Here is a 25920-nt window from a genome sequence, read left to right as displayed (position 1 = left end):
TTGAATTAACAGCAGAAAATCACTGTTGAGAAGAATGATCGTGCGATCATCTCTGGTCATTTACAGTGATTCTGCACCGTCACGAAGGGAACGATCATGCCGCACCTCGACCACGTTGCCATCTGGGTCGCCGACCTCGACGGCGCCCGCGACTTCTACTCCCACTGGTTCGACGGGCACGCCAACGGCCTCTACGAGAACCCGAAGACCGGCCTGCGCACCCACATCCTCCATTTCGCCGAGACCCCCGCGGACGAGCGGGGAACCCGCCTGGAGATCATGACCCGTCCGGAGCTCGCCGAGCGGCGAGAGACCGACGCGCTGGGTTGGGCACACGTCTCCTTCGGCCTGCCCGGGCGTGACGACGTCGACCGCCTGGCCTCCAACATGTCCGAGGCCGGTGTACCGGTGATCGACGGACCCCGCGAGACCGGAGACGGCTACTACGAGGCCACCGTGCTCGACCCCGAGGGCAACCGCGTCGAACTCGTCGCCTCCGACTACTCCGACGATGTCGCCCTGCGCCCGGCCTTCTAGGGCCACGGCAGACCGACGAGCTTGCCCATGTGGCGTCCCGAGGCCATGTCCTCGTGCGCCTGGGCGATGTCGGCCAGAGGGTAGGAGTGGATGGGCAGGAGATCGAGATCGCCCGACTCGATCCGATCCAGGGTCCGCTGAAGCACCTCCGCCGGCAGGTCCTGGGCCTGGCCGGAGTAGGTGGTCAGACGCACCCCGTTGGGGATCCAGTCCATCGGGTAGAAATTGGGAATCGTCCATGAGTCCGACAGCATCCCGGAGAAACAGACCGTTCCGTGAACCGCCGTCGCTGCCAGCGAGTCCCGTAGCGTCGGCACGCCGACCAGCTCAAGGACGGTGTGAACCCCACTCGGCTCTGCCTCGCGCAGCCGTGGAGCAACCTTCCCGTCGTCCAGGAGCGGGGTGGCGCCTCGTGAGCGCAGCAGCTCCAGCCCGGCCTCGCGGCGAGAGGTCGCATAGACCCGGCAGCCCATGTCGGCTGCGAGCGCGGCCGTGGCCAGTCCGAGCGCCGAGGTGCCTCCGCGTACGAGCAGGCTCTGCCCCGGCTGGAGATCCAGGCCTGTGGTCAGGGTTCCGTAGGCCGTCTGCAGTGTCTCAGGCACCGAGCCGATGACCTCCCAGGGCAGGCTGGAATGGAAGGTGATGATCTGCGTGCGCGGCACGACAACGTACTGGGCGTAGCCGCCGTCGAAGAGCCGTCCCATCCCACCCATCATCGTGACAGCCTGGGTGCCGGGTTCCAGGATGCCCTCCGGGTCCAGGTCGATGACCCCGGAGGCTTCGATCCCCAGGATGCGCGGGAAGGTCATCCCCTCAGCCAGGCCGTGAACGGAATGGTACTCGCTGCGGTTGAGGCCGAAGGCCATGACCTTCAGACGCACCCAGCCATCCGGAGGCACCGGCATCGGAAGCTCAACGATGCGGAGGTTGCCGATGCTGCCCGATTCACTGAGCTGAGCCGCCAGCATCGTGGCGGGAGCGTCGCTGTCGGTGATGTCCGTCATGCGTGCGCCTCCGAGGTTGTTCGCGGGTACCTGGGTGTTTGCTTTCAATCCTGCACCAATCGCCTTGGTAAAGCCTGCCTTCCGGCAGTTCAGCAAGTGACGGCTGGTACGGTTGCGGCACGCTATACGGTCGTGCTGTCTGCGGCCAGGAGAGGATATCCGGCACCTTCTATGAGCAGCACCATCATCTTCGACGCCGTCACCAAGCTGTACCCGGCCGGGAGGGGCGCCGGATCCGGTGCCCCCGCCGTCGACTCCTTCTCGGCCCGCATCGAGGCCGGCACCACCACCGTCCTGCTGGGATCCTCCGGCTGCGGCAAGACCACCCTGCTGCGCATGGTCAACCGCATGGTGGAGCCCTCCAGCGGTGCAGTGCTCATCGATGATGAGGACATCGCCGCCCGCGATGCCGTTGCCCTGCGTCGGTCCATCGGCTACGTCATGCAGAACGCGGGGCTGCTACCGCACCGACGCGTCATCGACAACATCACTCTCGTGCCCCGCCTCCAGGGCACGGACCGCCGTGACTGCCGGCAGCGGGCCCTCGAGCTCATGGACATGCTCGACCTCGATCGCGACCTGGCGGGGCGCTACCCCCACCAGCTCTCCGGAGGGCAGGCCCAGCGGGTTGGCGTGGCCCGGGCTCTGGCCGCTGATCCCGAGGTTCTCCTCATGGATGAGCCCTTCGGCGCCGTCGATCCCCTCGTGCGCCGCGAGCTCCAGCGCGAGATGGTCCGGATTCAGGCCGAGCTGGGTAAGACGATCATCTTCGTCACCCATGACGTCGACGAGGCCTTGGCCCTAGGGGACGAGATCATCCTCCTGCGCGAGGGCGCCCGGGTCGCTCAGAGAGGCAGTGGAGCAGAGCTGCTCGCCGACCCGGCCGACGACTTCGTGGCCCGCTTCCTCGGGCTCGACGACGCCGCACGCCAGCTACGGCTCAAAGATGTCGCCGACACCCGGATCGTTCTCGACCGCGCCGGCCGCGCCGTCGGGCGCCTGTCCGACGATCTGGTGACGTCGACAGGAGCTGAGCAGACTGTGCAGGCTACGGAGGTCGTGGAGGCTATGAAGCCTGCGGGGAAGCGGGCATGAGCTGGGTCCTGGCCAACCTGCCCACCATCGCCGGGCACCTGCTGGCCCACCTGCTCCAGGCGGTTCCCGCGATTCTCGCCGCCTTCGTCCTGGCGATCCCCATCGCCAGACTGGCCCGCGCGGCCCGCCCTCTGCGCGCCGTGCTAGTGACCGGCTCCTCCCTGCTCTACGCCGTCCCGTCGCTGGCGCTGTTCGTCATCCTTCCCATCATCCTGGCCACTGGGATCCGCGACCCGTTCAACGTCATCGTCGCCCTGACCCTCTACGGATTGGCGCTGCTGGTTCCGGCCACCGCCGATGCGCTCGACGCCGTCGACGGGCGAGTCCTGGACGCCGCGACCGCCATGGGCATGGGACGCCTCCGCTGCTTCCTCACCGTCGAGCTGCCGCTGGCAGGACCCGCGATCCTCACGGGCCTGCGGGTGGTGACCGTCTCGACGATCTCGCTGACCACCGTCGGAGCGGTACTCGGCGTGCGCAGCCTGGGCTGGCTGTTCACCGACGGGTTCCAGCGCGGCATCACCGCGGAGATCGTCACCGGGTTGGTGGCCACCGCGGTCCTGGCCCTCGTCCTGGACGGGATCATTCTCCTCCTGGGGCGCCTGTGCCTGCCATGGACGTGGAAACGCGCCGGTGCCGGACAGGTGCTTCAGACGGCCGGGTGGCCCGCACAGGTGCCTGCAGCCGGCGGCCGCGAGGATGACGGCCGGGAAAACCAGGAGGATGAGGCATGAGGTTCGTCCTGGCCGCCCTGGCCTACATCACCGACCCTGCTCACTGGAGTGGGGCCATGGGGATCGGGTCGCTGATGATCCAGCACGCCGTGTACTCGCTGGCTGGCGTCCTCATCGCCGCCCTCATCGGGGTTCCCGCCGGCTGGTGGGTGGGCCACACCGGTCGCGGGCGCAGCTGGGTGCAGCCGCTCAGCGGTGCCGCTCGCTCCCTGCCCACCCTGGGCCTCATCACCCTGTTCGGTCTCGCTCTCGGCGTCGGTTTGACCGCTCCCATGATCGCCTTCGTCGTCCTGGCTCTGCCCAGCGTCCTGGCCGGAGCTATGAGTGGCGTGCGTGCGGCCTCCGTCATGGCTGTCGACGGGGCCCGGGCCAGCGGCATGAGCGAGCTCCAGATTCTGGGGCGCGTCGAGATCCCTCTGGGGGCGCCGCTGCTCATTGGCGGGCTGCGCTCGGCCAGCCTCCAGGTCATCTCCACCGCCACGCTGGCCGCCTACACCGGCGCCGGTGGGCTGGGCCGGCTCATGTTCCTGGGGCTCAAGACTCAGGACTACGTCATGATGCTCGCCTCGGCGATGCTGGTTATCGCCCTCGCTTTGGCCTCCGAGGCCCTCTTTGCCCTCGCTCAATGGGCTGTCACGCCCCCGGGCGCCCGGCAGCACCGGAAGGAAACCGCATGACCGCACACCCCAGCACGCGTTCCGGAGAACCACTGACGCGACGCGGCCTGCTGGCCGGCGTCGGCGCACTGGGCGGCCTGGTCGCGCTCAGTGCCTGCTCCAACACCGATCCCTTCGCCATCGACCGGGCCTCGGGAGGCTATTCCGGCGGCCCCATCATCATTGGCAGCCAGCAGTACTACTCCAACGAGATCATCGCCGAGCTCTACGCCCAGATGCTGGAGAAGGCGGGCCTGACTGTCACCCGGCAGTACCAGATCGGCCAGCGCGAGGTCTACCTGCCCGAGCTCGAGGCTGGCAAGATCCACGTCATCCCTGAGTACGGAGGCAATCTGCTGGAGTACTACAGCAAGACCGCCGGCTCAGGTAGTCCCTCCACCGCTACCGGCACCGCCACTCCTTCCCGCGCCGCAAGCGACACCACTTCCATTCAGGACACCCTGCTGACGACTCTGCCGCGCTCCCTGACCGTCCTGAACCCGGCCGAGGCCACGGATCAGGACTCACTGACCGTCACCCGGGCCACCGCCCAGGCCCACTCCCTGGCCTCGATCGCAGACCTGGCCTCCCTGGGGCGGCCCATTACGATCGCCGCGAACTCCGAGTTCACCACCCGGCCCTATGGGCCCGAGGGGCTCAAGGCCGTCTACGGCGTCGAGGCCTCTGTCACGCCAGTAGAGGACTCCGGCGGGCCGCTGACCGTCAAGGCGCTCACTGACGGCACCGTCGACGTCGCCGACATCTACTCCTCGGACCCCGTCATCCAGACGCAGGACCTCGTCGTCCTGTCCGATCCCCAGATGCTCATCCTTCCGCAGAACGTCACCCCACTGGTGTCCGCCTCACTGCCCGCCATCGCGGTGACCGCCATCAACCGGGTCTCGGCTCTACTGACCCCCGACGAGCTGCGCGCCCTCAACCAGCGCTCCACCGGTGAGGGACTGAGCTCCAAGGTCATCGCCACCGACTGGCTCACATCCAAGAAGCTCCTCTGAACGGCCTGCTCCGCCACCAGTATGTTCTCTTTCACGCACTCACTCTCTTTCGGGAAGTGACTATGTGTGGGAGAGTATGGGTGTTCGTCCACCAACAACACTAAGGAGCTCTCATGTCAGTCCCCTCCATCTCCATCATCGGCGCCGGCAACATCGGATCAGCTGTCGCAGGTCTGGCGGTCAAGGCCGGCGCCAGCACTCAGGTCCTGGTACGCGACACCTCCAAGGTCACCGGCCTGTCGGGCGTCGAAGTCGCTGAGATCGGCTCGCCCCTGAGCGGCGACATCGTCGTCCTCGCCCTGCCCTACGCCGCCATCGACGACGTCATCGCTACCTATGGCGCCAGGGCCTTCGCCGGCAAGGTTGTCGTCGACCCGACCAACCCCCTGGACTTCACCACCCTCGACTCTCTCGTTCCGGCCGGTAGCTCTGCGGCCGCCGAGCTCGCCGTGAGACTCCCGGATGCCCAGGTGGTCAAGGCTTTCAACACCGTCTTCGCCGCCGTCCTGGCGACCGGCACCGTCGGCGCTCGCCCGGCAACCGTCTTGGCCGCCTCCGACTCCGCGGAGGCCAAGACGAGCCTGCGTGCGCTCATCGAGGCCGCCGGACTGACGTGGGCAGACGCTGGCGAGCTCAAGCGGGCGGAGCGTCTGGAGGCACTCGGCGCGCTGAACATCGCCCTGGCCGTCACTGAGCAGATCGGTTGGACCGGAGGCCTCGCCGTCGTGTCCGAGTGAGGCGCCCGGTTCGCAGGTAGCCTGTCACCCATGTCCGTTGTCGGGCGCTCACACTCATGGGCGCCCGACGACGGATCGGTGACCAAGCGCACGAGGAGACAACGTGGCCGATACTGAGAAGTCGACCGGCATGGAGATGGCCCCCGACCCTTATAGCCGCAGCTGCCCCTCACGCCGCCTACTCAAGTCACTCGGGGACCTGTGGACCGTGCTCGTCGTCGGGGCGCTCCATCATGCGGACCAGCCGCAACGCTTCAAGGAGATATCGGCCCGAGTCGACGGCATCTCCACCAAAATGCTCACCCAGACCCTACGGGGGCTTGAACGCGATGGCCTTCTCAAGCGTCATCAGTACCCTGAGATCCCGCCGCGAGTGACCTACGAGCTCACCGACTCGGGGCGGGGGTTGGCGGAGGCACTCGCTCAGGTCGAGACCTGGGCCACCGATCACCTCGGCGCTGTCAGTGAGGCCCGGGCTCGCTATGACGCCGCCCACTGAGTGACCATTGTGCCCACTGGGCGCGTCTAGAGGTGCCGCCAGGTCTCCATTCGCCAGCGCGCGTCCCCGGACACGGGGCGCCACTGACCCTCCGGGTCGGACAGGGCCGGATCAATGGCCCACTCCTGTGTGCTGATCCCCGGTGCGCGCACCAGCGCCGAGGCGGGCAGACCGCGCTCGCGGGCCCGCTCGGTGGCATCCAGATCCAAGACGCTGACAACGAGTATGTCGGGCAGGCCTTCGGCCAGGGCCTGTCTGTAGACGCTGCCGCCGCCGATCACCCACAGGCGCGGTAGCCCTACGGCCGCCCCCTGACGGGGGTCGTGACCCAGTTCCGCGGCCAGGCCCCGCGCCGCGACCGAGAGCCCCTCGCGCAGCGAACCGGCACGGATCGCGCCCTCGGCCTGCCAGGACCGGTCGCGGGTGAGGACCACGTTGCGCCGACCGGGCAGGGCGCCCCCGAGCGACTCCCAGGTGGTACGACCCATGACCAGCCCGCTGCCCATGGTCGTAGCCTTGAAGTGGGCGAAGTCCGCGGGCACACGCCACAGCATGTCGCCGTCGGCCCCCAGGAGACCGGTCACGTCCTGGGCCCAGATCATTCCCAGGCTGCTCATACCGCGACCGGGGCCTTGATCGCGGGATGATGTTCATAGCCCTGGGAGGCATCGATGTCATCCATGTCGTAGGCGTCGATGGACGCGGCACGCTCCAGGCGCAGCGTCGGGAAGGGGTATGCGCTCGGCACCCGGGAGAGCTGGGTGCGGACCTGCTCGACGTGGTTGTCGTAGATGTGGCAGTCCCCTCCGGTCCAGATGAGCTCACCGGGCTCCAGGCCCGCCTGCTGGGCGAGCATGTGGGTGAGCAGCGCGTAGGAGGCGATGTTGAAGGGCACCCCTAGGAACAGGTCGGCGCTGCGCTGGTAGATCTGCAGGCTCAGGCGGCCATCGGCCGCATAGCACTGGAAGAAGGCGTGGCAGGGGGCCAGTGCCATGGAACCCAGCTCGGAGACGTTCCAGGCCGAGACCAGCATGCGCCGCGAGTCCGGGTCGGTGCGCAGCGTGTTGATGAGCTTGGTGAGCTGGTCGATGGCGCCCCCGTCACATGTGGGCCAGGAGCGCCACTGGGCGCCGTAGACCGGACCCAGTTCTCCGGAGTCATCGGCCCACTCGTCCCAGATGGTGATGCCCCGTTCCTGGAGCCAGCGCACATTCGTGTCGCCCCGCAGGAACCACAGCAGCTCGCCCTTGACGGCTTTCATGGCCACGAACTTCGTGGTGATACGGGGGAATCCCCGTGCCAGGTCGTAGCGCAGTTGGCGGGCGAAGAGCGAGTGGGTCCCGGTGCCGGTGCGGTCCGATTTCGGGGCACCGTTGGTCAGGACGTCGGCCAGCAGGTTCTCGTAGGCGACGTCGACACCTGGCGGGGGGACGAGCCCCATCTGCTCCAGGGCCGGGTACTGGGCGGCCGCCGACGTCGGCCCGGGTGCGCCGGTGTCGCTCATACGTCGATCACCTCGACGCTGGGGTCGTTCATATCATTGATGTAGGTGCTGGGGCCGCCCAGGACAAGTTGTGGCCCGAGCGCGGCCTGCGCGCCTTCAATGACCTGATTGGCCAGTGCCCGCCCGCCGGACCAGCCGATGGCGGCTCCGATCCCAAAGGGGATGAGACGCCCCAGTGCCAGCGCCCCGCCCTTGGCGGCCGACCGCTTGGCCACCCGCTTGATGAGGCGGGCGTTGATCGACTTCACCGTTGGCAATGGCATCTGCATGAGTACCTGCGCCGCCCAGAACATCGTGGACAGCCCCAGCTGGCCCTGGACCGCCTCGGAGCCCTCCTTGCCCAGGAGCGCGGACAGGACCAGCGCCCGACGGCGCTCGGCGTCGACCACATGGATCCCCTGGATCTCCGCCACCGTCAGCACGTAGGTGACGGCCGAGGCGATGAAGGCGGCACTCTGCCCCACCGTCAGAGCGGCCGCCGCGCCTGTGCTGATCGCTGGCAGGGCTGCGGATGCCCCGACGGCGCCCGATGACAGTCCCGCATCCCGCCGGAAGCGGGAGGCGGCCATCTCGACGAGCTCGGCTGCGTCCGCTCCGGGACGGTCCCGGCGCATCCGCGCCGCGCGTTCCTCGATGCGGGCCGCCGGGATGGCGATGGCCTTGTCCAGGGCTCGTTCCAGCGCGGTGGAGCGCCCAGAGCCGGAGGCGTTCACGGTTGTCTCCTCATGTGCGTGTCAGACGGCGACGATGGCGGGCGGGGCAGTGGGGGGGGCGCCGAGCGCTCAGTCCTCGTCGGGGTCGACGATCGTCGTCGTGTAGGTGGCGCCGTGCTCGACGGTGTGCCCCACAGTGCAGTGGCGGTCGACCGCGCTCGCCACCCTCTGGTCGAGCAGCTTTCTCTGGTCGGCGTCGAGCGAGGACAGATCGGCGACGATCTCGACTTGGAAGGACTCATAGCGCTCCTCGGCGTCGTTCTTGACCGAGGAGCAGCCCACTGTGGCCTCGAAGTCTTCGCCCAGGGCCTTGGCCAGGCGGTGGTCCGCCGAGAGGGTGTTGCAGGTGGCCAGGACGATCTTCATCAGCTCCCCGGGGGAGAACTCGCCCGGGCCCATGCCGACACGCACCTCGGCTCCGGCGGAGTTGCGGCCGATGTATTGGCGGGTGCCCGTGCGCTCGGCCCACACGGCACCGGCAGTGCCCGCTGTGGCGGGGGAGGAGGGGATGCTTGATGTGCTCATGGCCCGATCGTGCCATGAATCGAGGTGGTGTCCACGTACACGCCCGTGCTGCGCGCCTGTCCGCCAGGCGCGCAGCCGGGAATAACGGGGCCTAGCGGCCAGGCTCACAGTGGACGAGCGGATATGCGACGGCGGAGGTGCATCAGTGCTCAGCGAGCCAGGCGGCGGCGCGGCGCTCCTCGTCCGCCACGACCCGGCCCACCATGCTCATGGCCTTTTCCTCAATGGTCTTGCCCACCAGGGGCACGGTGACCTTCAGGTCGACGTCGACGGTGACCACGGTGGCCTGCGTCGAAACGGAATCCTCAGCGCTCTCGGCATTCTCAGCGTTGTCAGTGGCCGGAGCCATGGTGGAGGTGGCACTGACCTTGACCGGGGCGCCCTTGATCGTCACGTCGTAGCCGCCGGAACGTGAGCCGTCGTCCGCCGGCTCGCCCCAGGACTCGGCCACGCTGAAGGATACGGCGGAGCGCACCAGCTTCGAGGCGACCGAGGGCAGCTGGGAGGGCTGGATGTTCCCGGAGATGGTGGAGACGAAACCCTGACCGCGCTGGGCGACATCGACCGAGGCGTCGTCGAGTCCGGCTCGCGCGATCCTCCCCTCCTGGTAAGCGGGACTGGCGAGCATCTGGGCGGTGCGGGTGGGATCGGCGGGATAGGTGATGGTGATGGTCTTCCTCATGCCGCGATCCTGCCACGCCCTGCCGGGTCGGAGCACATCGCATCATCTCCGGCCGAAGGCCCCGCGACGCGGCGGCGGTGAGGTGAGCCCCGCCCCGACCGTGTGTCATGCTTGGCAAATAGCCGCCTCAACGAGCCGGTTTCGCTCACTGCCGATAACCTTGAGAGGTGCCTAATATTCTGCCCAGCGCCCTCAGAGACGCAGTCGACCTCGCCGAGGCCGATCTCGACTGGATTCACCAGTTGGTGGCCGATTGGCAGCTGATCGCGGACCTGTCCACATCTGACCTGGTCCTGTGGGTGCGCACCCGCGCGGGACGTTTCATCGCAGCCGGGCATACCCGGCCCTCGGGCGGTACCACCGTTCATCTTGAGGACGTCATCGGCCGGCGTATGCCGGCCTCGCGCGAGGCGATGGCCATGGAGTCGCTGTCCACCGCCCAGATCCAGGACGCCGCCGAACCCTACTGGACCGGGACTGCCGCAGTGCAGGAGGAGTACATCCCGGTCGTCCATGCGGGCACGCCGATCGCCGTCGTCACCCGCGAGACCTCGGTGGGGGTCATCCGCGGCGGGCGCATCGTCGAGCGGGAGATGGAGGAAATCGCCGAAGTCCTGTGCCGGATGACTGCGGCGGGCGACTTCCCCATCCAGGGGGCGGGCACCACGATCCGCCATGGCACCCCGCGCGTGGCCGACGGCGTCCTGCGCCTGGATGAGGATGGGCGGATCGTCTACGTCAGCCCCAATGGGCGCTCCTGCTTCCACCGTCTTGGCATCGAGGGTGAGCTGGAGGGCATCCAGTTGGCCGAGGCCGTCACCTCGATCATTCCGGCCCGCACCCCCGTCGATGAGACCCTGGCGGTGGTCCTCATGGGGCGGCAGGCCTGGCTCACCGAGGTGGAGGTCGGAGGAGTGTTCCTCTCGGTGCGATCCATCCCCCTGTCTCTGGACGGGCATCGCTCAGGGGCGGCACTTCTGGTCCGTGACGTCACCGAGGTACGCCGACGCGAGCAGGTCCTGCTCAACAAAGACGCCACTATCCGCGAGGTTCACCACCGGGTCAAGAACAACCTTCAGACCGTCTCGGCGCTGCTGCGCATGCAGGCGCGCCGCGCCTCGAACGAGGAGACCCGCCAGGCCCTGTCCGAGGCCGAACGACGGGTAACGACGATCGCCACCGTCCACGACGCCCTGAGCCACAACGTCAATGAGCGGGTGGATTTCGACGACGTCTTCTCATCCATCCTCCGCATGGCCGCAGTCGTGGCCTCGCCGACCGGCCAGGTCAGCACCTCGTTGGAGGGCTCGTTCGGCGTTGTCGACGCTGACACTGCCCAGGCACTGGCCACCGTGCTGGCCGAGCTGGTCACCAATGCCGTCGAGCACGGACTCGACGGGCGTGACGGCCGAGTCACGGTCAAGGTCCGCCGTGAGGAGGACCGGCTCGAGGTTCATGTCATAGACAACGGTTCCGGCGTGGCTCCGGATACGCTCATGACTGGTCTGGGGACACGGATCGTCGCCACCCTGGTGCGCGGGGAGCTGCGAGGAAGTATTGATTGGCAGTCTCTCGACACAGGGGGAACCGATGTCGTCATTCACGCTCGTCTTAACCAGAGGGCCGCCCGGAACGAGCTCTGATGTATCGCCACCAACTTTTCGGAAATGTCGGAATCAGCAAAACGGCGTTCGCACAATTAAATTCGTGCGAACGCCGTGGCGTGGAGAAAACAATCGACTTTCAGGACGACCTGCGAGCGCGAGCTGCACGACGCTTGAGGGAGCGTCGCTCGTCCTCGCTCATGCCTCCCCAGACGCCGGCGTCCTGGCCGTTCTCCAGTGCCCACTTCAGGCAGGTATCCACCACTTCGCAGCGGCCGCACACCTCTTTTGCCTTGGCGATCTGAGCGATGGCGGGACCGGTGTTTCCCACGGGGAAGAAGAGCTCCGGGTCGACGGTGAGACATGCGGCTTGGCTGCGCCAGTCCATGAGGGCCCCCTTCAAGGTCATCGGTCATGCGGCTATCGCCAGTCCGGCTCGTAAGGGGACGGCGGCCACTTCTGAGAGCAACTTTCACATGACGGGGGGCGTCGGGCAAGACTTCTGTCGTGAGACCTGCGCTGATACCCTGTCGTGATGCTCACAGGGCACTGTAGTGTTGAGATAACGCTACTTTCCACCATTGAGAATTCCTGTTAAACAGGATGTTCAAGAGGGATGTCGCCGGCCTCGGGCCGTGGCAGCACGATCTGAATCGCCAGACAGGTTCCCCGGTAGACGAGCGCTCCGCGTCCCGGAAGCGTCACCGCTCTTGGATCGGTGACCGCTTTCAGAGATATTCCAGCGGCCTGGTCTGCATGCCGCAAGCCGGGCCACAGCACGACGAGCGCTTCGCGCTCGCGCAGGGTTGAAATCGCGCCGCGGAAGGTGGCGGCGACCTTCTCCGTCGATGCCGAGGCCAGAACCACCTCCGATCGCGCCAACGCGGCCTCGACCTGACTGGCAGTGGTCTGATCGGCCAGGTCCAGGTCGTCGACGACGAGACCTCCCGAGTCGAGCGCCTGAGCCAGCGCTCGCAACGCCGTGGAGCGCCCCGAACCGGGCGGCCCCGTGACCAGGACGCTGGTGCCTGACGGTAGCGCGACGGGGGCGGCCGCATCTCCTCCCACTGCCCAGGTGCCCTCCGGGACATCCTCCCAGGTTATCCGTGTGGGCAGGGGTCTGAGCCGGAGAGTGGAGCCGCGATCCCGGTCGGGGCCGATTGCCGTGGGCCCTTCGCGGAGCACGATCTGACAGCTGGTCGTGGCCGTCCCATCGAGGATGACGCCCCGCCCCGGGACACCGCCTGTGACCACTCCGCGTGGAAGACCGGCGAGTGCAGCCTGGGTACCGGTGGCGGCGCCCAGGACCAGTCTCAGTCCCACGGACCCGGCCCACCGGCAGGTGGAAGCGACCAGTGGGGCTGTCAGCAGCAGGGGCATGTTCGTCGCCGATGCGGTACGGATAACCGCCTCTAGCAGGGCATTGCCCTGCCCGGGGCCCAGGACCTCATCGATGGCCGGGATGAGGGCGTCGACGTTGTCGAGGCACAGCAGGTCCCCTCCCAGGTTCCCGCCGGCAGCCAGCCCCCACAATCGGGCCAGGCGTCGCGGATCCTCTGTGCCGACAACGGTGCCCACCCTGGGATGCGCCAGAAGGCTCTTCACTCTCGAGGCGGGGCCCGCGGCCGCGCCGGTGCTGTCACCCGCCGGGGGAGTGAGTCCGCACAAGTGCACCCCTCGCCCTGAGAGCAGTGCCGCCGTTGCGGCTGACACCACGAGTGTGGAACGCCCCGACCCCGGTGCTCCGAGTACCAGCAGGGGACGCGTGAGCCGCCAGTACCACAGTCCCAGCCGCTGCTGATGGGGGAGATCAGTCAGGGCGAGAAGAACCTCGTCAGCCATCCCGTCCTGGCCGGACTGCATCTGTTCGTCGTGATTGTCGTCCCCGGACTCTCTTAGCTGGCCAGGTTCCCCGCCTTCCGCGAGGGACCCCTGCGGGCACCGATGCCGTCCCAGCTCGAGCGCCTCTGCCTCGTCGACGACGGCGGGCAGGGCGGGCGCCCACGGACGCCACGGCGAGGCTAGCCCCTCGGAGGCTCGAGAGATGAGATCCACGAGCTCCTGGACGTCACAAGCGGACCCGCACCAGGGGGCCTGGAGCGTCTGCGTGCGAAACGGGTCCTCGTCGTCGCGAGAGCCATGATCTGCCCCACCAGCTGCGCTGACTCCGCTGACCATGACCCGGCCGGGATGGCGGCCGAGTCGGACGGCGCCGTCGTGCCCCAAGACGTCTCTGGAGTCTGCGGCGTCGAGTACCCGCAGGCATACCCGCAAGGAGGTGTTGGCACGGATCGCGGGGGAGATGGCGCCCTGGGGCCGCTGGGTGGCCAGAATGAGGTGGATCCCCAAGCTGCGTCCCTGGGCGGCGATGCGCACCAGAGCCTCCAGGACCTCGGCGTGGTCGCCGGCCAATGTGGCGAATTCGTCAACCGCTACCACCAGGTGGGGGATGACGATCCGCGGCGGTAGCGAGGAGACGTCCTTGGCGCCGTGCGCGGCTAGGATCTTCTCACGCCGATGCACCTCCGTCTCCAATGAGGACAGCGCCCGCTGAGTACCGGCCGGATCCAGGTCGGTGAGAACCCCGGCCGTGTGCGGTAGACCGGCAAGAGGCCCGAAGGCGGCTCCTCCTTTGTAATCGACGAGGACCATGGTTAGGCGGTCCGGCGGGCACCTCAGAGCCAGCTGCACCAGCCAGGAGATGAGCAGCTCAGACTTTCCCGATCCCGTGGTCCCGGCCAGAAGGGCGTGAGGGCCGTCCGCCACCAAGTCGACACCGACCCGCCCCTGCGGTCCCACTCCGAGTATTGCGGACAGCGACGATGCTCCACGGGCTGGCGAGCGCATCTGTTCCTGCCACCGCGCCCGCAGCTCGTGGTCGTCGAGGTCGTCGATGACCTCGCTGAGACGGACAAGATCGGGAACGCCGTCGAGTTGTAACGACGGGTCGGCCCTCGAGGTGATCCTGGACCGACACAGATGACGGACCGCGTCCCACCAGACCGGTGAGCTCGACGGCGCCCCGGCCGGAGCCGGGCACACGTTCAGTGCCTGCGGTGGAACCCGATCGCCCGGGCAGATCAGGATCTGAGCGCAATGAGGACGAGTCCGCGGCCCCCAGGTGAGACTGACTCCGCACGAGTTCCTGTTGCGCTCACCGGCGCGGCCATCGAATCGGCTGTCCAGCAGATCGTCTAGCTCGGTCACCCGGACCTCATCGCGGGCCAGGAGCTGAGCGCACCACCATCTCAGAGTGCTCTCAGCGTCCTTGCCGACCAGAGCCAGGCTTTCCGAGTCGGCGAGTGAGAGGATGTACCGTCGTCGGGGCTCAGAGGTCCAGGCGGCCAGGATCTCGCCGGAGGTCGATGCCGTTGCTGAGCCGTCGGACTCCGCATCATCCCCGGAGCCGCCTGCGGACTCGAATACGCTATAGCGCGCGGCCAGGGCCAGCAGCATCATGGCGGGATCCGGACGGCCACGGCTCCAGCCCGGCCGGCATCGTCTGCGACGTCGGCGACCGCGCCATCGAGGTCCGTCGGTGCGGTTGGTACGGCCTCCTCGACGTCGTTGCAGGAATGGAACCAGACGCATGATCGTCATGGCGAGCATCGGTGCCACCATGACCATGCCCATGGCGCCACGGCTTCCAGTGGTGATCGCTATCGCCGCGGAGCCGGCCATGACCAGGACGCAGATCAGTGAGCCCACCATCGACCAGGCCATCGACGAGGCCGACTCAGGCGCCGGGACCACGAGGTCGGTAGGGCGTCCGCGCAGCTCGAGCACGCTGTCTCCAAGACGCAGCAGCGCCCCTTCGCTCAGCCCGACCTCCCTGCGCAGACGCAGCCACAGGCCCAGGCGCCAGTAACGGTAGGTGCCGTTGGCCGAGCCGCAGTCCTGGGCCAGGACGCGGCCGCCGTGGAGCCGTAGGCGCAGGTGGCGGCGCGAGACCAGTGGATCGCTCAGCACCTCGCCTCTGCCCAGGACGGTGCCGTTCCCAATGGCCACCACCAGGCCGAGGTCGGGTCCGTCCAGGACCGCGAGGTGCCATGGGCCGGACAAGGCGTCGAGAGCCGCCCCCGCCGCCGCTGCTCCGGCCGACCGCGGGCAGGAGGGAGACGGGTCGTGCTCCGAGCGGGGGCGATGGAGGCTTGAGACATCTACGGCGGTACTCACTCGTCCAGAATCACTGGTCGAGTCGATGCCGTCACCGGCTAACAACGCCGGGTGTGGACAACCTCGCTCCTCGCGGCAGTCTGTGAGTGCTGTGGAAACCCGGAATGCCGCAGTTTCACGGTTTGGCTGCATCTGGGGACTTCTACCTGGGACGCCTGAAACCGTTTTGATCCCGGTTGAGGAAAGATGGCCCCATGACTGACACCGATACCTCCCCCGGTTCCGCTCGCCCGTCGGCCCCCTCTCCGGCAGGCTCCGGCCGGCAGGATTCAGCGGTCCTGAGTGCTGTTCCCGCGTCCGCTCGGGAACGCTGGGGCGAATTGGTGCGTGACATCGAGGCCGCCCGAGACGCCTACTACAACGCGGTCGACGCCGAGAGCCCTCTGTCCGACGCCGCCTACGATGTTCTCTACCGCGAGCTGGAGGGATTGGAGGCCGCCCACCCCGCTCTGGCCGGAGCCGGATCACCGACCCGTAGCGTGGGCGGTCGCGCCGTCACCGACTTCGCCCCCGCCCCCCACCACGAGCGCATGTACTCCCTCCAGGACGTCTTCTCCCTTGTCGAGGTCCAGGAGTGGGCCGAGCGCATGGGCGTCGAGACCGGAGTCGCCGACGACGAGCTCGCCATGACCGCCGAGGTCAAGATCGATGGCTTGGCCGTGGCCCTGACCTACGAGGATGGGATTCTCACCCGGGCCGCGACCCGCGGCGATGGAACCACCGGCGAGGACGTCACCGGCAACGTGCGCACCATTGCCTCCGTCCCCTTGATCCTGAGCGGCGACGCCCACCCCTCCCTGCTCGAGGTGCGCGGCGAGGTCTACTTCCCCACCCAGGAGTTCGAGGCCTTCAACGAGGAGCGCCGCATCCGCAACGTGCAGCGACAGGCCGACGGCGCCCCGCTTCTGCAGGTCTTCGCCAACCCCCGCAACGCTGCCGCGGGCTCACTGCGCCAGAAGAACCCGGCCATCACCGCCTCGCGGCCGCTGGCAATGATCGCCCACGGTGTCGGTGCGATCATTCCGGCTCCGGGGGAGAAACTCCCCACCCGACAGCACGAGTGGTACGAGCTCCTGGCCGGCTGGGGACTGCCGGTCTCCCCCTACAACACCGTGGTCCGCGGACGCTCGGAGCGCGAGGCCTACATCGAGCGCTACGCCACTCATCGCCATGACCTCATCCACGAGATCGACGGCATCGTCTTCAAGCTCGATGACCACTCCCTCCAGCGCCGCCTGGGCCACACCTCCCGGGTGCCTCGTTGGGCCACGGCATACAAGTACCCGCCTGAGGAGGTCCGCACCCGTCTGCTGGACATCGCCGTCCAGGTGGGCCGCACCGGACGCGTCACCCCCTTTGGCATGATGGAACCGGTCCTCGTTGCCGGCTCGACGGTGGCTCGGGCCACGCTCCACAACGCCACCGAGGTGGCCCGCAAGGGCGTGCGCATCGGGGACATGGTCATCGTGCGCAAGGCCGGCGACGTCATCCCCGAGATTCTGGGGCCAGTCGCCGATCTGCGCGACGGCACCGAGCGGGTCTTCGTCATGCCGACGCACTGTCCCTCCTGCGACACCGAGCTGGCCCCGGCCAAGGACGGCGACGTCGATCTGCGCTGTCCCAACACCCGTTCCTGTCCCGCCCAGCTGACCGAGCGGATCGCCCACGTCGGCTCCCGGGGTGCACTGGATGTCGAAGGACTGGGTGACGAAGCCGCCGGAGCCCTCACCCGGCCCGACGCCGGACGCCGGGAGGCACTGGCCGCGCTCGCTGCGGGGCAGAGCCTGGAGACGGAACGCGGACGGCTCAGCCTGTCGGCGGGTGAACTCGACTCCCTGCACGCCTCCCAGCGGGTGGAGGCCGTCGAGGAAATGCTGAAGAAGGCGGGGATCGACGGGCAGACCCCGGTTCTCTCCGGGGAAGCCTCCTTGTTCGACCTGACCGAGGACGACCTGCGCGAGGTCTTCGTGTGGCGTCCCATCTCCCGCCGCGGGGTCCCCACCGGTGATTGGCGCTTGAGCCGGTTCTTCTGGACCAAGCAGACATACGACGCCGATGGCCGGGTCAAGAAGGCGACGGCGCCGGGCAAGAACGCGACCGCCATGCTTTCCCAGCTCCGTGAGGCCCGCAATCGACCTCTGTGGCGCATTCTGGTGGCCCTGTCCGTGCGGCACGTCGGCCCGACGGCGGCCCGGGCCCTGGCCACGCGTTTCCGGTCGCTGGACGCTCTGTGCCATGCCGAGATCACCGAGCTTGCCGAGGTCGACGGCGTGGGTCCCACCATCGCCGATTCTTGGGCTCAGTGGCGCGACGTCGACTGGCACCGCGAGATTCTTAGCCGCTGGGAGGCCGCCGGTGTCCGCACCCGCGAGGAGACCTCGGATCAGCCGGGGACGGAGGTACCGAGAAGAACCTTGGACGGGCTGACCATCGTCGTCACCGGCTCCCTGGAGGGATTCACCCGGGACAGTGCCAAGGAAGCCATCGTCTCAAGGGGCGGTAGGGCATCGGGCAGCGTCTCGAAGAAGACGAGTTTCGTCGTCGTCGGAGACAAGGCGGGCTCCAAGGAGGTCAAGGCCCGTGAGCTGGGACTGCCGATCCTCGACGAGGACGGTTTTGTCTCGCTCCTGGAGGGTGGGCCGCAGGCGGTCTCCTGAGGCTCTTCACCGAGCCGGGGCGGGGCGCCTCCTTCAGGAGGCGCCCCGCCCCGGCAGCGGATCGACCGATTGGCTCAGTAGTGGCTCTGGACCACGGTGTTCGTGTCCACCCAGTTGTAGATCCACTGCGCCTCGGAAACCGGCATGTTGACGCAGCCGTGGGAGCCGGAGTACCCGAAGCTCGAACGCCATCCCGCGCCGTGGAAGGCGTAGCCGCTGTGGAAGTAGCTCACCCATGGGACGTCCTCGGCGACATAGGGCGATCCGTCGGCGTTCTCGCCACGCATGGTCTGGGACGCGTACTGCAGGTAGACCTTGTAAGTACCGGTCACCGTCGGGGTCTCGGCGGCACCGTCCACGATGGAGACCGGGCCGTGCACAACGGTTGCGCCCTCGTAGGCAGTCACCGTCTTGCTCGACAGGTTGAGGTCGACCCACTTCTCACCCGGAGCAGCCTGGTATGGCAGGTTCTCCGCACCGTCGGCGATGGTGCGATCCTTCCACTCCGCCTTGACCGTCGTCGTCTCGAAAGAACCGGTGTAGGCCTTGTCGCTGCCGAGGGACTGAACGATCGACGTGGTGACCGCATCAGCGTTACTGACGGTCTTGCCGTCCTTGGCCTCCGTGGGGGTGGAAACCACCTGCCCGCTGGCGTTGACATTGCGCTGACCGGTGACCGGGTCGACCTTGGCCTCCTCGGCCTGAGCCTTGACCCACTGGGAGACCTTCGTGGAGTCCACCGCGATGGTAGGGGCGGAGTCGGCGGAGTTGGTCACTGTGATCCATGAGGCCTTGTCCGTGTCCTCCGCCGTGTAGGAATCGTCGTCCAGGGTGATGGTCACGTCCTGGGAGACCCAGCTATTGGCCTCGTTAGCGACCTTCTGGGCGTCGGAGTCGGAGACCTTCGGGTCGGCGTTCGTCATCGTCAGGGAGACCGATGACGAGCCCAGCGACGTGGCGGCCTTCTGTGCGGCCTGCGTCAGGGCGTCCGCGTCCAGGGCCGCGCCCTTGGAAGCGCCTGTAGTGGAGAAGGTGACGCCGTCATCGCCGAGGACGACGGTGGCGTTACGCGCCTTGGCGCGGTCCTCCGGGATCAGGGAAATGGCATAGCTGTCAACCGAGGCCTTGTCGGTAGTGGTGACTACCGGGATCTCCCCCTTGGAGACCAGGGCACGGAACTTCTCCCCGAGCGTGTCGCCGCGCGCCATCACAGCATTGGCTGTGGCCTTGGCGTCCACGGTTGTTCCCAGATCGTCCAGGGAGGCGCTGGCAGTGACATCCCCTGAGATATCGACTTTGGCATTCTTTGCGCGGTTCTCGATGGTGGCGACCACCTCTTCGCGGCTCTGGCCGGAGACGTCGGTGCCGGCCACCGTTGTCCCCGGTACGGCCCGGCCGTCGTAGTGCGCGGCATAGGCGTAGCCCCCCGCACCGACGACGCCCAGGAGAAGAAGCGCTGCGGCCGCGACGCCGATCGGCCAACGCCGACGACGCCGGGGCTCGTTCAGGTAGGAGTCCTCACTTGGGCGCGCGGGCGCCGCGAAGGCGGAGACGACCGGGGAAACCGGGGCGGCCGCAGCGGCATCATCGGCGCCATCAGTGAAGCCGGCGCTGCTTGCCGCCTCGGTGCCTAAGCCGCTCGACTGGTCGTGCAGCCCGTTGTCGGCTCCCGGTGCGCCGACCGCCTCGATCTCCTCGGTGCCGCCCAGGTTCTTATTCATATCGTCTGCGATAGTGCTGGTAGCGCGTACGTGCGGTGTCGTATCGTTCGCAGCCGCCTGGAAGACAGACTGACGATGCACACCTGCGGGTTCTCCGTAGGGTGTGCTGAGCACAGGGGTCTTGCTCGATGAGGCTTCTCCCTGGTGCTGAGCACCAGTAGGGGAAGTGTTGCTGCTCATGCGTCCTCGTCCCTCGACCGAATGCCCCGCACCGTGCGGAGCGCCGTCGAATCCAGTTGTCCGACCTCCGGAAGGTCCAGCGTCCTGGAGGCCTGGTCTACTGGGCCGCTGTCGGTCCGTCGCGGGAACACTGTTCCCGGCGGTCGTCAGCAACCCGGTGCCCACCATGACATCGGTGAAACGAGGGGATGTCAATCATCCTCGAGGATGACGTGCTGTGAGATCGCACGAATCCGGCCTCGGTTTCGCTTCCGCTGTAATTCCGGGGTTTGAAGACTATCTTCCCCCTCCGGTCCCGGATCGTCCATGGGTACCGATCCCCGCTGTGGGTCCCGTGTCGCCATGATGCGACGGCAGTTCGGCCGGTCCCGGCTAGACTCCACACCATGTCTGCTATCTCCACTGATGAGGTCGCACGGGTTGCGGCGCTGGCTCGGGTGGCGCTGAGCGAGGAAGAGGTGACGCGGCTGGCCGGGGAGCTGGACGCGGTCGCCTCCTCCTTCGCCCGGGTCACCAGCGTGGTTTCGCCCGACCTCCCGGCCACCTCCCACCCCGTGCCCCTGACCAACGTGCTGCGTGAGGACGTCGCGGCTCCCACACTCGACGTCGATGAGCTTCTGTCCGGAGCACCGGCCTCCGAGGACTCCATGTTCCTCGTGCCGCAGATCCTGGGGGAGGACTCCGCCTCATGAGCAGTACTGACACAACCGGACTGGCCGGTCTCATCAGAAGCAGTGCCGCTGATCAGGCGGCAGCCCTGGCGGCCCGGGAGGTCTCCTCCCGCGAGCTCACCCAGGCCCACCTGGACCGCATTGCCGCCGTCGACGGTGCCGTGGGCGCCTTCCTCCACGTCGACGCCGAGCACGCCCTGAGCCAGGCCGATGCCGCCGACGCCGCCCGCAAGGAGGGGCAGGCGACCAGTGAGCTGACCGGCGTACCGGTGGCCGTCAAGGACCTCATCGTCACCCGCGGTCAGGTCACCACCGCCGCCTCGCGGATTCTCGAGGGCTGGGTGCCGCCCTACGACGCTACCCTCGTGCGCAACCTGCGCGCCGCCCGCACCCCGATTCTGGGTAAGACCAATCTCGATGAGTTCGCCATGGGCGGCTCCACCGAGCACTCGGCCTTCGGACGCACAGCCAACCCCTGGGACCTCGGGCGCATCCCCGGGGGCTCCTCGGGCGGCTCGGCGGCCGCCGTCGGTGCCTATGAGGCCCCCGTGGCCGTCGGCACCGATACCGGCGGCTCGATCCGCCAGCCCGCAGCGGTCACCGGCACAGTTGGCGTCAAGCCCACCTACGGCACGGTCTCCCGCTTCGGCGTCATCGCCATGGCCTCCTCCCTGGACACGCCCGGCCCCATGGCTCGCACGGTGCTGGACACCGCTCTCCTGCACGACGTCATCGCCTCCCACGACCCGCTGGACTCGACCTCACTGCCGGACGCGCCACGAGGCATGGCGGCGGTCGTGCGTGCCGCTCAGGACGGGCGGGACCTGAACGGTCTGCGGGTCGGCGTCATCTCCGAGCTCGACGGCGGCGAGGGCTACCACGACGGCGTCGTCGCCTCCTTCCACGCCGCTCTGAAGCTGCTCGAGGCAGCGGGTGCACGTGTGGAGACCGTCTCCCTGCCGCACCTGGAGTACGCACTGGACGCCTACTACCTCATCATGCCGGCTGAGGCCTCCTCCAACCTGGCCCGGTACGACGGGATGCGCTACGGCCTGCGGGTCGAGCCGACGTCGGGGCCCGTCACCGCTGAGACCGTCATGGCGGCCACCCGTGGGGCGGGCTTCGGTGACGAGGTCAAGCGCCGCATCATCCTGGGCACGCATGTGCTGTCGGCCGGCTACTACGACGCCTATTACGGCTCGGCCCAGAAGGTGCGCACCCTGGTGCAGCGCGACTTCGCCGCCGCCTGGGACAAGGCGGACATCCTCGTCTCGCCCACTGCTCCGGTGACAGCCTACCGCTTCGGGGAAAAGGACGACCCGTTGGCGATGTACAAGCTGGACGTGACCACGATCCCGGCTAACCTCGCTGGGGTTCCCGGTATGAGCCTGCCCTCGGGCCTGAGTGACGACGGGCTGCCGGTGGGCTTCCAGATCCTTGCGCCGCAGCGCGCTGATGACCGGCTCTACCGTGTCGGAGCCGTGCTGGAGGCAGCGCTGGAGGAGACTTGGGGGGCGCCGCTGCTGTCTCGCGCGCCCGAGCTGGAGGAGACACGATGAGTGACACGCTGATGGACTTCGACGAGGCTGTTCGCCGCTACGACCCAGTCCTGGGACTGGAGGTGCACGTCGAGCTGGGGACCGCGACCAAGATGTTCGACGCCGCCCCCAACGTCTTCGGCGCCCAGCCCAACACGATGGTGACCCCCACGTCGGTGGGCCTTCCCGGTGCGCTGCCGGTGGTCAACGCCCGCGGGGTGGAGTACGCCATCCGTATCGGCCTGGCCCTGGGCTGCGAGATTGCCGAGTCCTGCCGCTTCGCCAGGAAGAACTACTTCTACCCGGACCTGGCCAAGGACTTCCAGACCTCCCAGTCCGATGAGCCCATCGCCTACGACGGCGCCTTGGAGATCGAGCTGGAGGACGGAGCCTTTTTCACCATCCCGATCGAGCGGGCCCATATGGAGGAGGACGCCGGTAAGAACACCCACATCGGGGGCGCCGACGGCCGTATCGAGGGCGCCAGCTACTCCCTGGTGGACTACAACCGCGCCGGCGTGCCGCTGGTGGAGATCGTCACCCGCCCCATCGAGGGCACTGGCGCCAGGGCGCCTCAGGTCGCCGCCGCCTACGTGCGCACCCTGCGCGACATCTTCCGGGCCCTGGGCGTCTCCGAAGCTCGTATGGAGCGCGGCAATGTGCGCGCCGATGTCAACGTCTCCCTGCGCGAGTCGCCCGACGCGCCGCTGGGCACTCGCACCGAGACTAAGAACGTCAACACCTTCCGCGGGATCGAGCAGGTCGTCCGCTACGAGATCCAGCGCCAGGCCGCCATCTTGGCCGCCGGGGGAGAGGTTCTTCAGGAGACGCGCCACGGCCAGGCCGACGGCACCACCCGCGCCGGCCGTGTCAAGTCTGACGCCGACGACTACCGTTACTTCCCCGAGCCGGACCTCGTGCCGGTGGCGCCCAGCCGCGAGTGGGTCGAGCGGATCCGTGAGGGCCTGCCGGAGATGCCAGCAGCCAAACGCCGTCGCCTCAAGGCCGAGTGGGGCCTGAGCGACACCGAGATGCGCGACGTCGTCAACGCCGGGGCCCTCGAGCTCATCGAGGCCACGGCGGCTGCGGGAACCACCGGCCAGGCCGCTCGCAAGTGGTGGATGGGCGAGCTCTCCCGCACCGCCAAGGAGCAAGAGACCGGTTTGGAGGACCTGCCGGTCACGCCCGAGCAGATCGCCGAGCTGCAGACGCTGGTCGACTCCGGGCGTCTCACCGACAAGCTGGCTCGCCAGGTCCTTGAGGGGGTTCTGGCTGGAGAGGGTGATCCCGAGGCCGTGGCCGCCGCTCGCGGCCTGGAGGTCGTCTCCGACGATTCGGCCCTGCTGAAGGCCGTGGATGAGGCCCTGGCGGCGAATCCGGACGTTGCCGACAAGATCCGCGGCGGGAAGGTGCAAGCGGCCGGTGCCATCGTCGGTGCCGTCATGAAGGCGACTCGCGGCCAGGCCGACGCCAAGCGCGTGCGTGAGCTGGTCATGGAGCGCGTCCAGGGCTGAGAGGCTCGACGCACTGAGCTGACCGTCCGCCACCACCGGTCCCCTCGCACCGAGGGATGCTGATATCGCCCGGCCCGTTTCCCATGGCTGCCGCCAGGGGAACGGGCCGGGCCTTCGTCGTCGGGAGCTCCGGAGGAGACGGGAGGCTGGATGCCTCTTCATGTGAGACCCCTCCCAACAAGGAGGTGGAATGCCTGCGAGTGAGCATTGGTGTCTCACTATCCGGTCGGCATAGGACCGTCATTTGGCTAGGAGACGGCCGGTGGGGGATAGGCTCAGAGCACTTCATCTCAAGCCCCGCCTGTCCTACAAGGAGTGCCCATGGTTCAGCCCAGTCCCAGTTACACCGTCGCCCTGTACCTCGAGGTGCCCGCCTCACAGAAGGCGGTTGCCCGTCTGGTCGACACCGCCACTGCGACTGGCGCCATCGTCACCGGCGTCGACGTGGCCGACGCCGACGGCGACAAGCTCACCGTCAACCTCACTGCGGACACCCGAGACTCCAAGCACCGCAATGAGCTCGTCACCAAGCTTGAGGAGATCGACGGCGTCGTCGTGCGCAACGTCGGCGACTCCACCTTCTTGACTCACGTCGGCGGCAAAATCGAGGTGACCGGCAAGTACCCGATCCACAACCGTCGTGACCTGGCTCGTGTCTACACCCCTGGGGTGGCCCGTGTCTGCAAAGCCATTTACGACCACCCCGAGCGCGCCCGGATGCTCACCATCAAGAAGAACACCGTTGCCGTCGTCACCGACGGTACCGCGGTCCTGGGCATGGGGGACATCGGTCCCTCTGCCGCCATGCCCGTCATGGAGGGCAAAGCCGTCCTGTTCAAGCAGTTCGGCAACGTCGACGCCTGGCCGGTTGCCCTGGATACCAAGGACCCTGAAGAGATCATCTCCATCGTCAAGGCCATCGCACCAGCCTACGGGGGCATCAACCTGGAGGACATCGCTGCACCCAAGTGCTTCGACATCGAGGCTCGCCTGCGCGAGGAGCTCGACATTCCCGTGTTCCATGACGACCAGCACGGCACTGCCATCGTGACCCTGGCCGCCCTCATCAATGCCCTGAAGATCGTGGGTAAGAAGATCGAGGACGTGCGCATCGTCCTGTCCGGTGTCGGTGCGGCAGGCAACGCCATCGCTAAGCTGCTCATGGCTCACGGCGCCACCGACATCGTCGGCTACGGGCGCACCGGGGCTCTGTCCGCAGCGGACACCGAGGGCATGAACGAGCACCGCAAGTGGCTCGCGGAGAACACCAACCCGCGCCGGGTGACCGGATCCCTCAAGGAGGGCCTCAAGGGCGCCGACGTCTTCATCGGTGTCTCCTCGGGCAACCTGCTCAAGCCCGAGGATCTGAAGGTCATGAACGACGGCGCCATCGTCTTCGCGATGGCGAACCCGGTTCCCGAGGTCGATCCGATCGGCGCCGCCGATTACGCCGCCGTGGTGGCGACCGGCCGCTCGGATTTCCCCAACCAGATCAACAACGTCCTGGCCTTCCCCGGTCTCTTCCGCGGTCTGCTGGACACCGGCATCACCGACATCTCGACCGAGCTGCTGCGGGCCGCCTCAACCGGCATCGCTTCAGTGATCGCCGACGACGAGATCAGCCCCGTGTACATCATCCCCGGCGCCTTCGACACCCGGGTCGCCGACGCCGTGGCCAAGGCGGTGCGTAAGTTTGCCGAGCAGGAGTAGAGGCTAAGAGCTCTCGTCCTGTTATACAGCCGAGGGCGTCCGGCACCACTCTTCGTCGTGGTGCCGGACGCCCTCCGGCATGTGTGAGTGCTTCCTGGACGGAGAGAGAGGAAGTGCTGGAATTATCGGGAAAAATCGATGTGTCCTGGATCATGGTGATCTGGTTTGACGTTCAGGGGGTGAACCTGCCTAAAGTACAGCCCGCTGCAGGACGGCTTGCGCCTTCGGTCAGGCCTTCCGGTAGCGACTCCGCCGCGAGGGCAACGCGAGATGTGATCGAGGGCAATGCGCTTCGGGTTGACATCAAATGAGCGAGTATCCTAAGATAGCGGGGTTGCTCGCCAGGGCAAGTTCGAACCTTCGTGGTTCGAATAAGAGCTGGCTGGGTGTGTTGTTTGAGAACTCGATAGTGTGTCATGTTTTTTATGCCATTTGGTTCTGGGGGGC

General features: G+C 67.6%; 22 protein-coding genes. 13 read left to right on the top strand and 9 right to left on the bottom strand.

Going from position 1 to position 25920, the window contains the following annotated elements; genetic code table 11:
- Positions 1 to 96 precede the first annotated feature (96 nt).
- The gene (locus tag FK256_RS00110) at positions 97 to 537 is read left to right on the top strand and encodes a VOC family protein (RefSeq protein WP_141423250.1); all 441 of its coding nucleotides are present in this window, start codon (positions 97 to 99) and stop codon (positions 535 to 537) included.
- Here FK256_RS00110 and FK256_RS00105 read toward each other — a convergent pair.
- The gene (locus FK256_RS00105; protein WP_141423249.1) at positions 534 to 1541 is read right to left on the bottom strand and encodes a zinc-binding dehydrogenase; all 1008 of its coding nucleotides are present in this window, start codon (positions 1539 to 1541) and stop codon (positions 534 to 536) included. The two genes, FK256_RS00110 and FK256_RS00105, sit on opposite strands and share 4 nt — an antisense overlap.
- A gap of 171 nt (positions 1542 to 1712) precedes the next feature.
- Between FK256_RS00105 and FK256_RS00100 the strand changes: the two genes are divergently transcribed.
- The 6 genes from FK256_RS00100 to FK256_RS00075 all read left to right on the top strand — a co-directional run bounded on the left by FK256_RS00100 (position 1713) and on the right by FK256_RS00075 (position 6278).
- Positions 1713 to 2636 (top strand): ABC transporter ATP-binding protein, encoded by a 924-nt coding sequence (locus FK256_RS00100; RefSeq protein ID WP_141423248.1) that lies wholly within the window; start codon positions 1713 to 1715, stop codon positions 2634 to 2636.
- Positions 2633 to 3370, top strand: coding sequence for an ABC transporter permease (locus FK256_RS00095; protein ID WP_141423247.1), 738 nt, complete (start codon positions 2633 to 2635; stop codon positions 3368 to 3370). The genes FK256_RS00100 and FK256_RS00095 overlap by 4 nt, the downstream gene beginning before the upstream one ends.
- Entirely contained in the window at positions 3367 to 4047 is a 681-nt protein-coding gene (locus FK256_RS00090; RefSeq protein ID WP_141423246.1) for an ABC transporter permease, read from the top strand. The genes FK256_RS00095 and FK256_RS00090 overlap by 4 nt, the downstream gene beginning before the upstream one ends.
- On the top strand, positions 4044 to 5042 hold the full coding sequence (locus FK256_RS00085) for an ABC transporter substrate-binding protein (RefSeq protein ID WP_141423245.1): 999 nt from the start codon (positions 4044 to 4046) through the stop codon (positions 5040 to 5042). Before FK256_RS00090 ends, FK256_RS00085 begins: the two co-directional genes overlap by 4 nt.
- A gap of 113 nt (positions 5043 to 5155) precedes the next feature.
- Positions 5156 to 5779 carry an NADPH-dependent F420 reductase gene (locus FK256_RS00080; protein ID WP_009403923.1) on the top strand — a complete coding sequence of 208 codons (624 nt, stop codon included), beginning with the start codon at positions 5156 to 5158 and terminating at the stop codon, positions 5777 to 5779.
- A 103-nt stretch (positions 5780 to 5882) separates the two neighbouring features.
- Positions 5883 to 6278 carry a winged helix-turn-helix transcriptional regulator gene (locus FK256_RS00075; RefSeq protein WP_141423244.1) on the top strand — a complete coding sequence of 132 codons (396 nt, stop codon included), beginning with the start codon at positions 5883 to 5885 and terminating at the stop codon, positions 6276 to 6278.
- Between the two features lie 26 nt (positions 6279 to 6304).
- Here FK256_RS00075 and FK256_RS00070 read toward each other — a convergent pair whose 3' ends face one another.
- From FK256_RS00070 to FK256_RS00050, 5 genes are all read right to left on the bottom strand, one after another.
- A complete protein-coding gene (locus FK256_RS00070; protein ID WP_141423243.1) occupies positions 6305 to 6895 on the bottom strand; it encodes a dihydrofolate reductase in 591 nt (196 codons plus the stop codon).
- Positions 6892 to 7782 (bottom strand): thymidylate synthase, encoded by an 891-nt coding sequence (locus FK256_RS00065; RefSeq protein WP_141423242.1) that lies wholly within the window; start codon positions 7780 to 7782, stop codon positions 6892 to 6894. The genes FK256_RS00070 and FK256_RS00065 overlap by 4 nt, the downstream gene beginning before the upstream one ends.
- On the bottom strand, positions 7779 to 8495 hold the full coding sequence (locus FK256_RS00060; RefSeq protein WP_141423241.1) for a hypothetical protein: 717 nt from the start codon (positions 8493 to 8495) through the stop codon (positions 7779 to 7781). The genes FK256_RS00065 and FK256_RS00060 overlap by 4 nt, the downstream gene beginning before the upstream one ends.
- 69 nt (positions 8496 to 8564) lie before the next feature.
- Entirely contained in the window at positions 8565 to 9020 is a 456-nt protein-coding gene (locus FK256_RS00055) for an OsmC family protein (protein WP_141423240.1), read from the bottom strand.
- Positions 9021 to 9162: 142 nt separating this feature from the next.
- Entirely contained in the window at positions 9163 to 9702 is a 540-nt protein-coding gene (locus FK256_RS00050; protein WP_021610269.1) for a DUF2505 domain-containing protein, read from the bottom strand.
- A gap of 167 nt (positions 9703 to 9869) precedes the next feature.
- Here FK256_RS00050 and FK256_RS00045 point away from each other — a divergent pair, with 167 nt between their 5' ends.
- Complete coding sequence (locus FK256_RS00045) at positions 9870 to 11345, top strand: sensor histidine kinase (protein WP_009233519.1); 1476 nt, start codon at positions 9870 to 9872, stop codon at positions 11343 to 11345.
- 100 nt (positions 11346 to 11445) lie between these two features.
- Here the strand turns inward: FK256_RS00045 and FK256_RS00040 are convergent, their stop codons facing one another.
- Positions 11446 to 11694 carry a WhiB family transcriptional regulator gene (locus FK256_RS00040; RefSeq protein ID WP_003779481.1) on the bottom strand — a complete coding sequence of 83 codons (249 nt, stop codon included), beginning with the start codon at positions 11692 to 11694 and terminating at the stop codon, positions 11446 to 11448.
- A gap of 206 nt (positions 11695 to 11900) precedes the next feature.
- Positions 11901 to 15614, bottom strand: coding sequence for an FtsK/SpoIIIE domain-containing protein (locus FK256_RS00035; RefSeq protein WP_141423239.1), 3714 nt, complete (start codon positions 15612 to 15614; stop codon positions 11901 to 11903).
- 62 nt (positions 15615 to 15676) lie between these two features.
- On the opposite strand from FK256_RS00035, the gene ligA reads away from it, so the two are divergent.
- Positions 15677 to 18139: an NAD-dependent DNA ligase LigA gene (ligA, locus tag FK256_RS00030; protein WP_141423238.1), complete on the top strand. Its 2463-nt coding sequence runs from the start codon at positions 15677 to 15679 to the stop codon at positions 18137 to 18139.
- A gap of 74 nt (positions 18140 to 18213) precedes the next feature.
- Here ligA and FK256_RS00025 read toward each other — a convergent pair whose 3' ends face one another.
- The gene (locus FK256_RS00025) at positions 18214 to 19860 is read right to left on the bottom strand and encodes a L,D-transpeptidase (protein ID WP_141423237.1); all 1647 of its coding nucleotides are present in this window, start codon (positions 19858 to 19860) and stop codon (positions 18214 to 18216) included.
- 566 nt (positions 19861 to 20426) lie between these two features.
- Here FK256_RS00025 and gatC point away from each other — a divergent pair.
- The 4 genes from gatC (at position 20427) to FK256_RS00005 (ending at position 25473) form a co-directional block, all read left to right on the top strand.
- The gene (gene gatC, locus FK256_RS00020) at positions 20427 to 20732 is read left to right on the top strand and encodes an Asp-tRNA(Asn)/Glu-tRNA(Gln) amidotransferase subunit GatC (protein ID WP_009233523.1); all 306 of its coding nucleotides are present in this window, start codon (positions 20427 to 20429) and stop codon (positions 20730 to 20732) included.
- Complete coding sequence (gene gatA / locus FK256_RS00015; protein WP_141423236.1) at positions 20729 to 22270, top strand: Asp-tRNA(Asn)/Glu-tRNA(Gln) amidotransferase subunit GatA; 1542 nt, start codon at positions 20729 to 20731, stop codon at positions 22268 to 22270. The genes gatC and gatA overlap by 4 nt, the downstream gene beginning before the upstream one ends.
- Complete coding sequence (gene gatB / locus FK256_RS00010; RefSeq protein WP_021605612.1) at positions 22267 to 23763, top strand: Asp-tRNA(Asn)/Glu-tRNA(Gln) amidotransferase subunit GatB; 1497 nt, start codon at positions 22267 to 22269, stop codon at positions 23761 to 23763. The genes gatA and gatB overlap by 4 nt, the downstream gene beginning before the upstream one ends.
- 321 nt (positions 23764 to 24084) lie before the next feature.
- Positions 24085 to 25473, top strand: coding sequence for an NAD(P)-dependent malic enzyme (locus FK256_RS00005; protein ID WP_141423235.1), 1389 nt, complete (start codon positions 24085 to 24087; stop codon positions 25471 to 25473).
- Positions 25474 to 25920 lie beyond the last annotated feature (447 nt).

It is taken from the genome of Actinomyces johnsonii (assembly GCF_006546835.1).
Classification (GTDB): domain Bacteria; phylum Actinomycetota; class Actinomycetes; order Actinomycetales; family Actinomycetaceae; genus Actinomyces; species Actinomyces johnsonii.
This window is presented reverse-complemented; position numbering and strand designations above follow the sequence as displayed.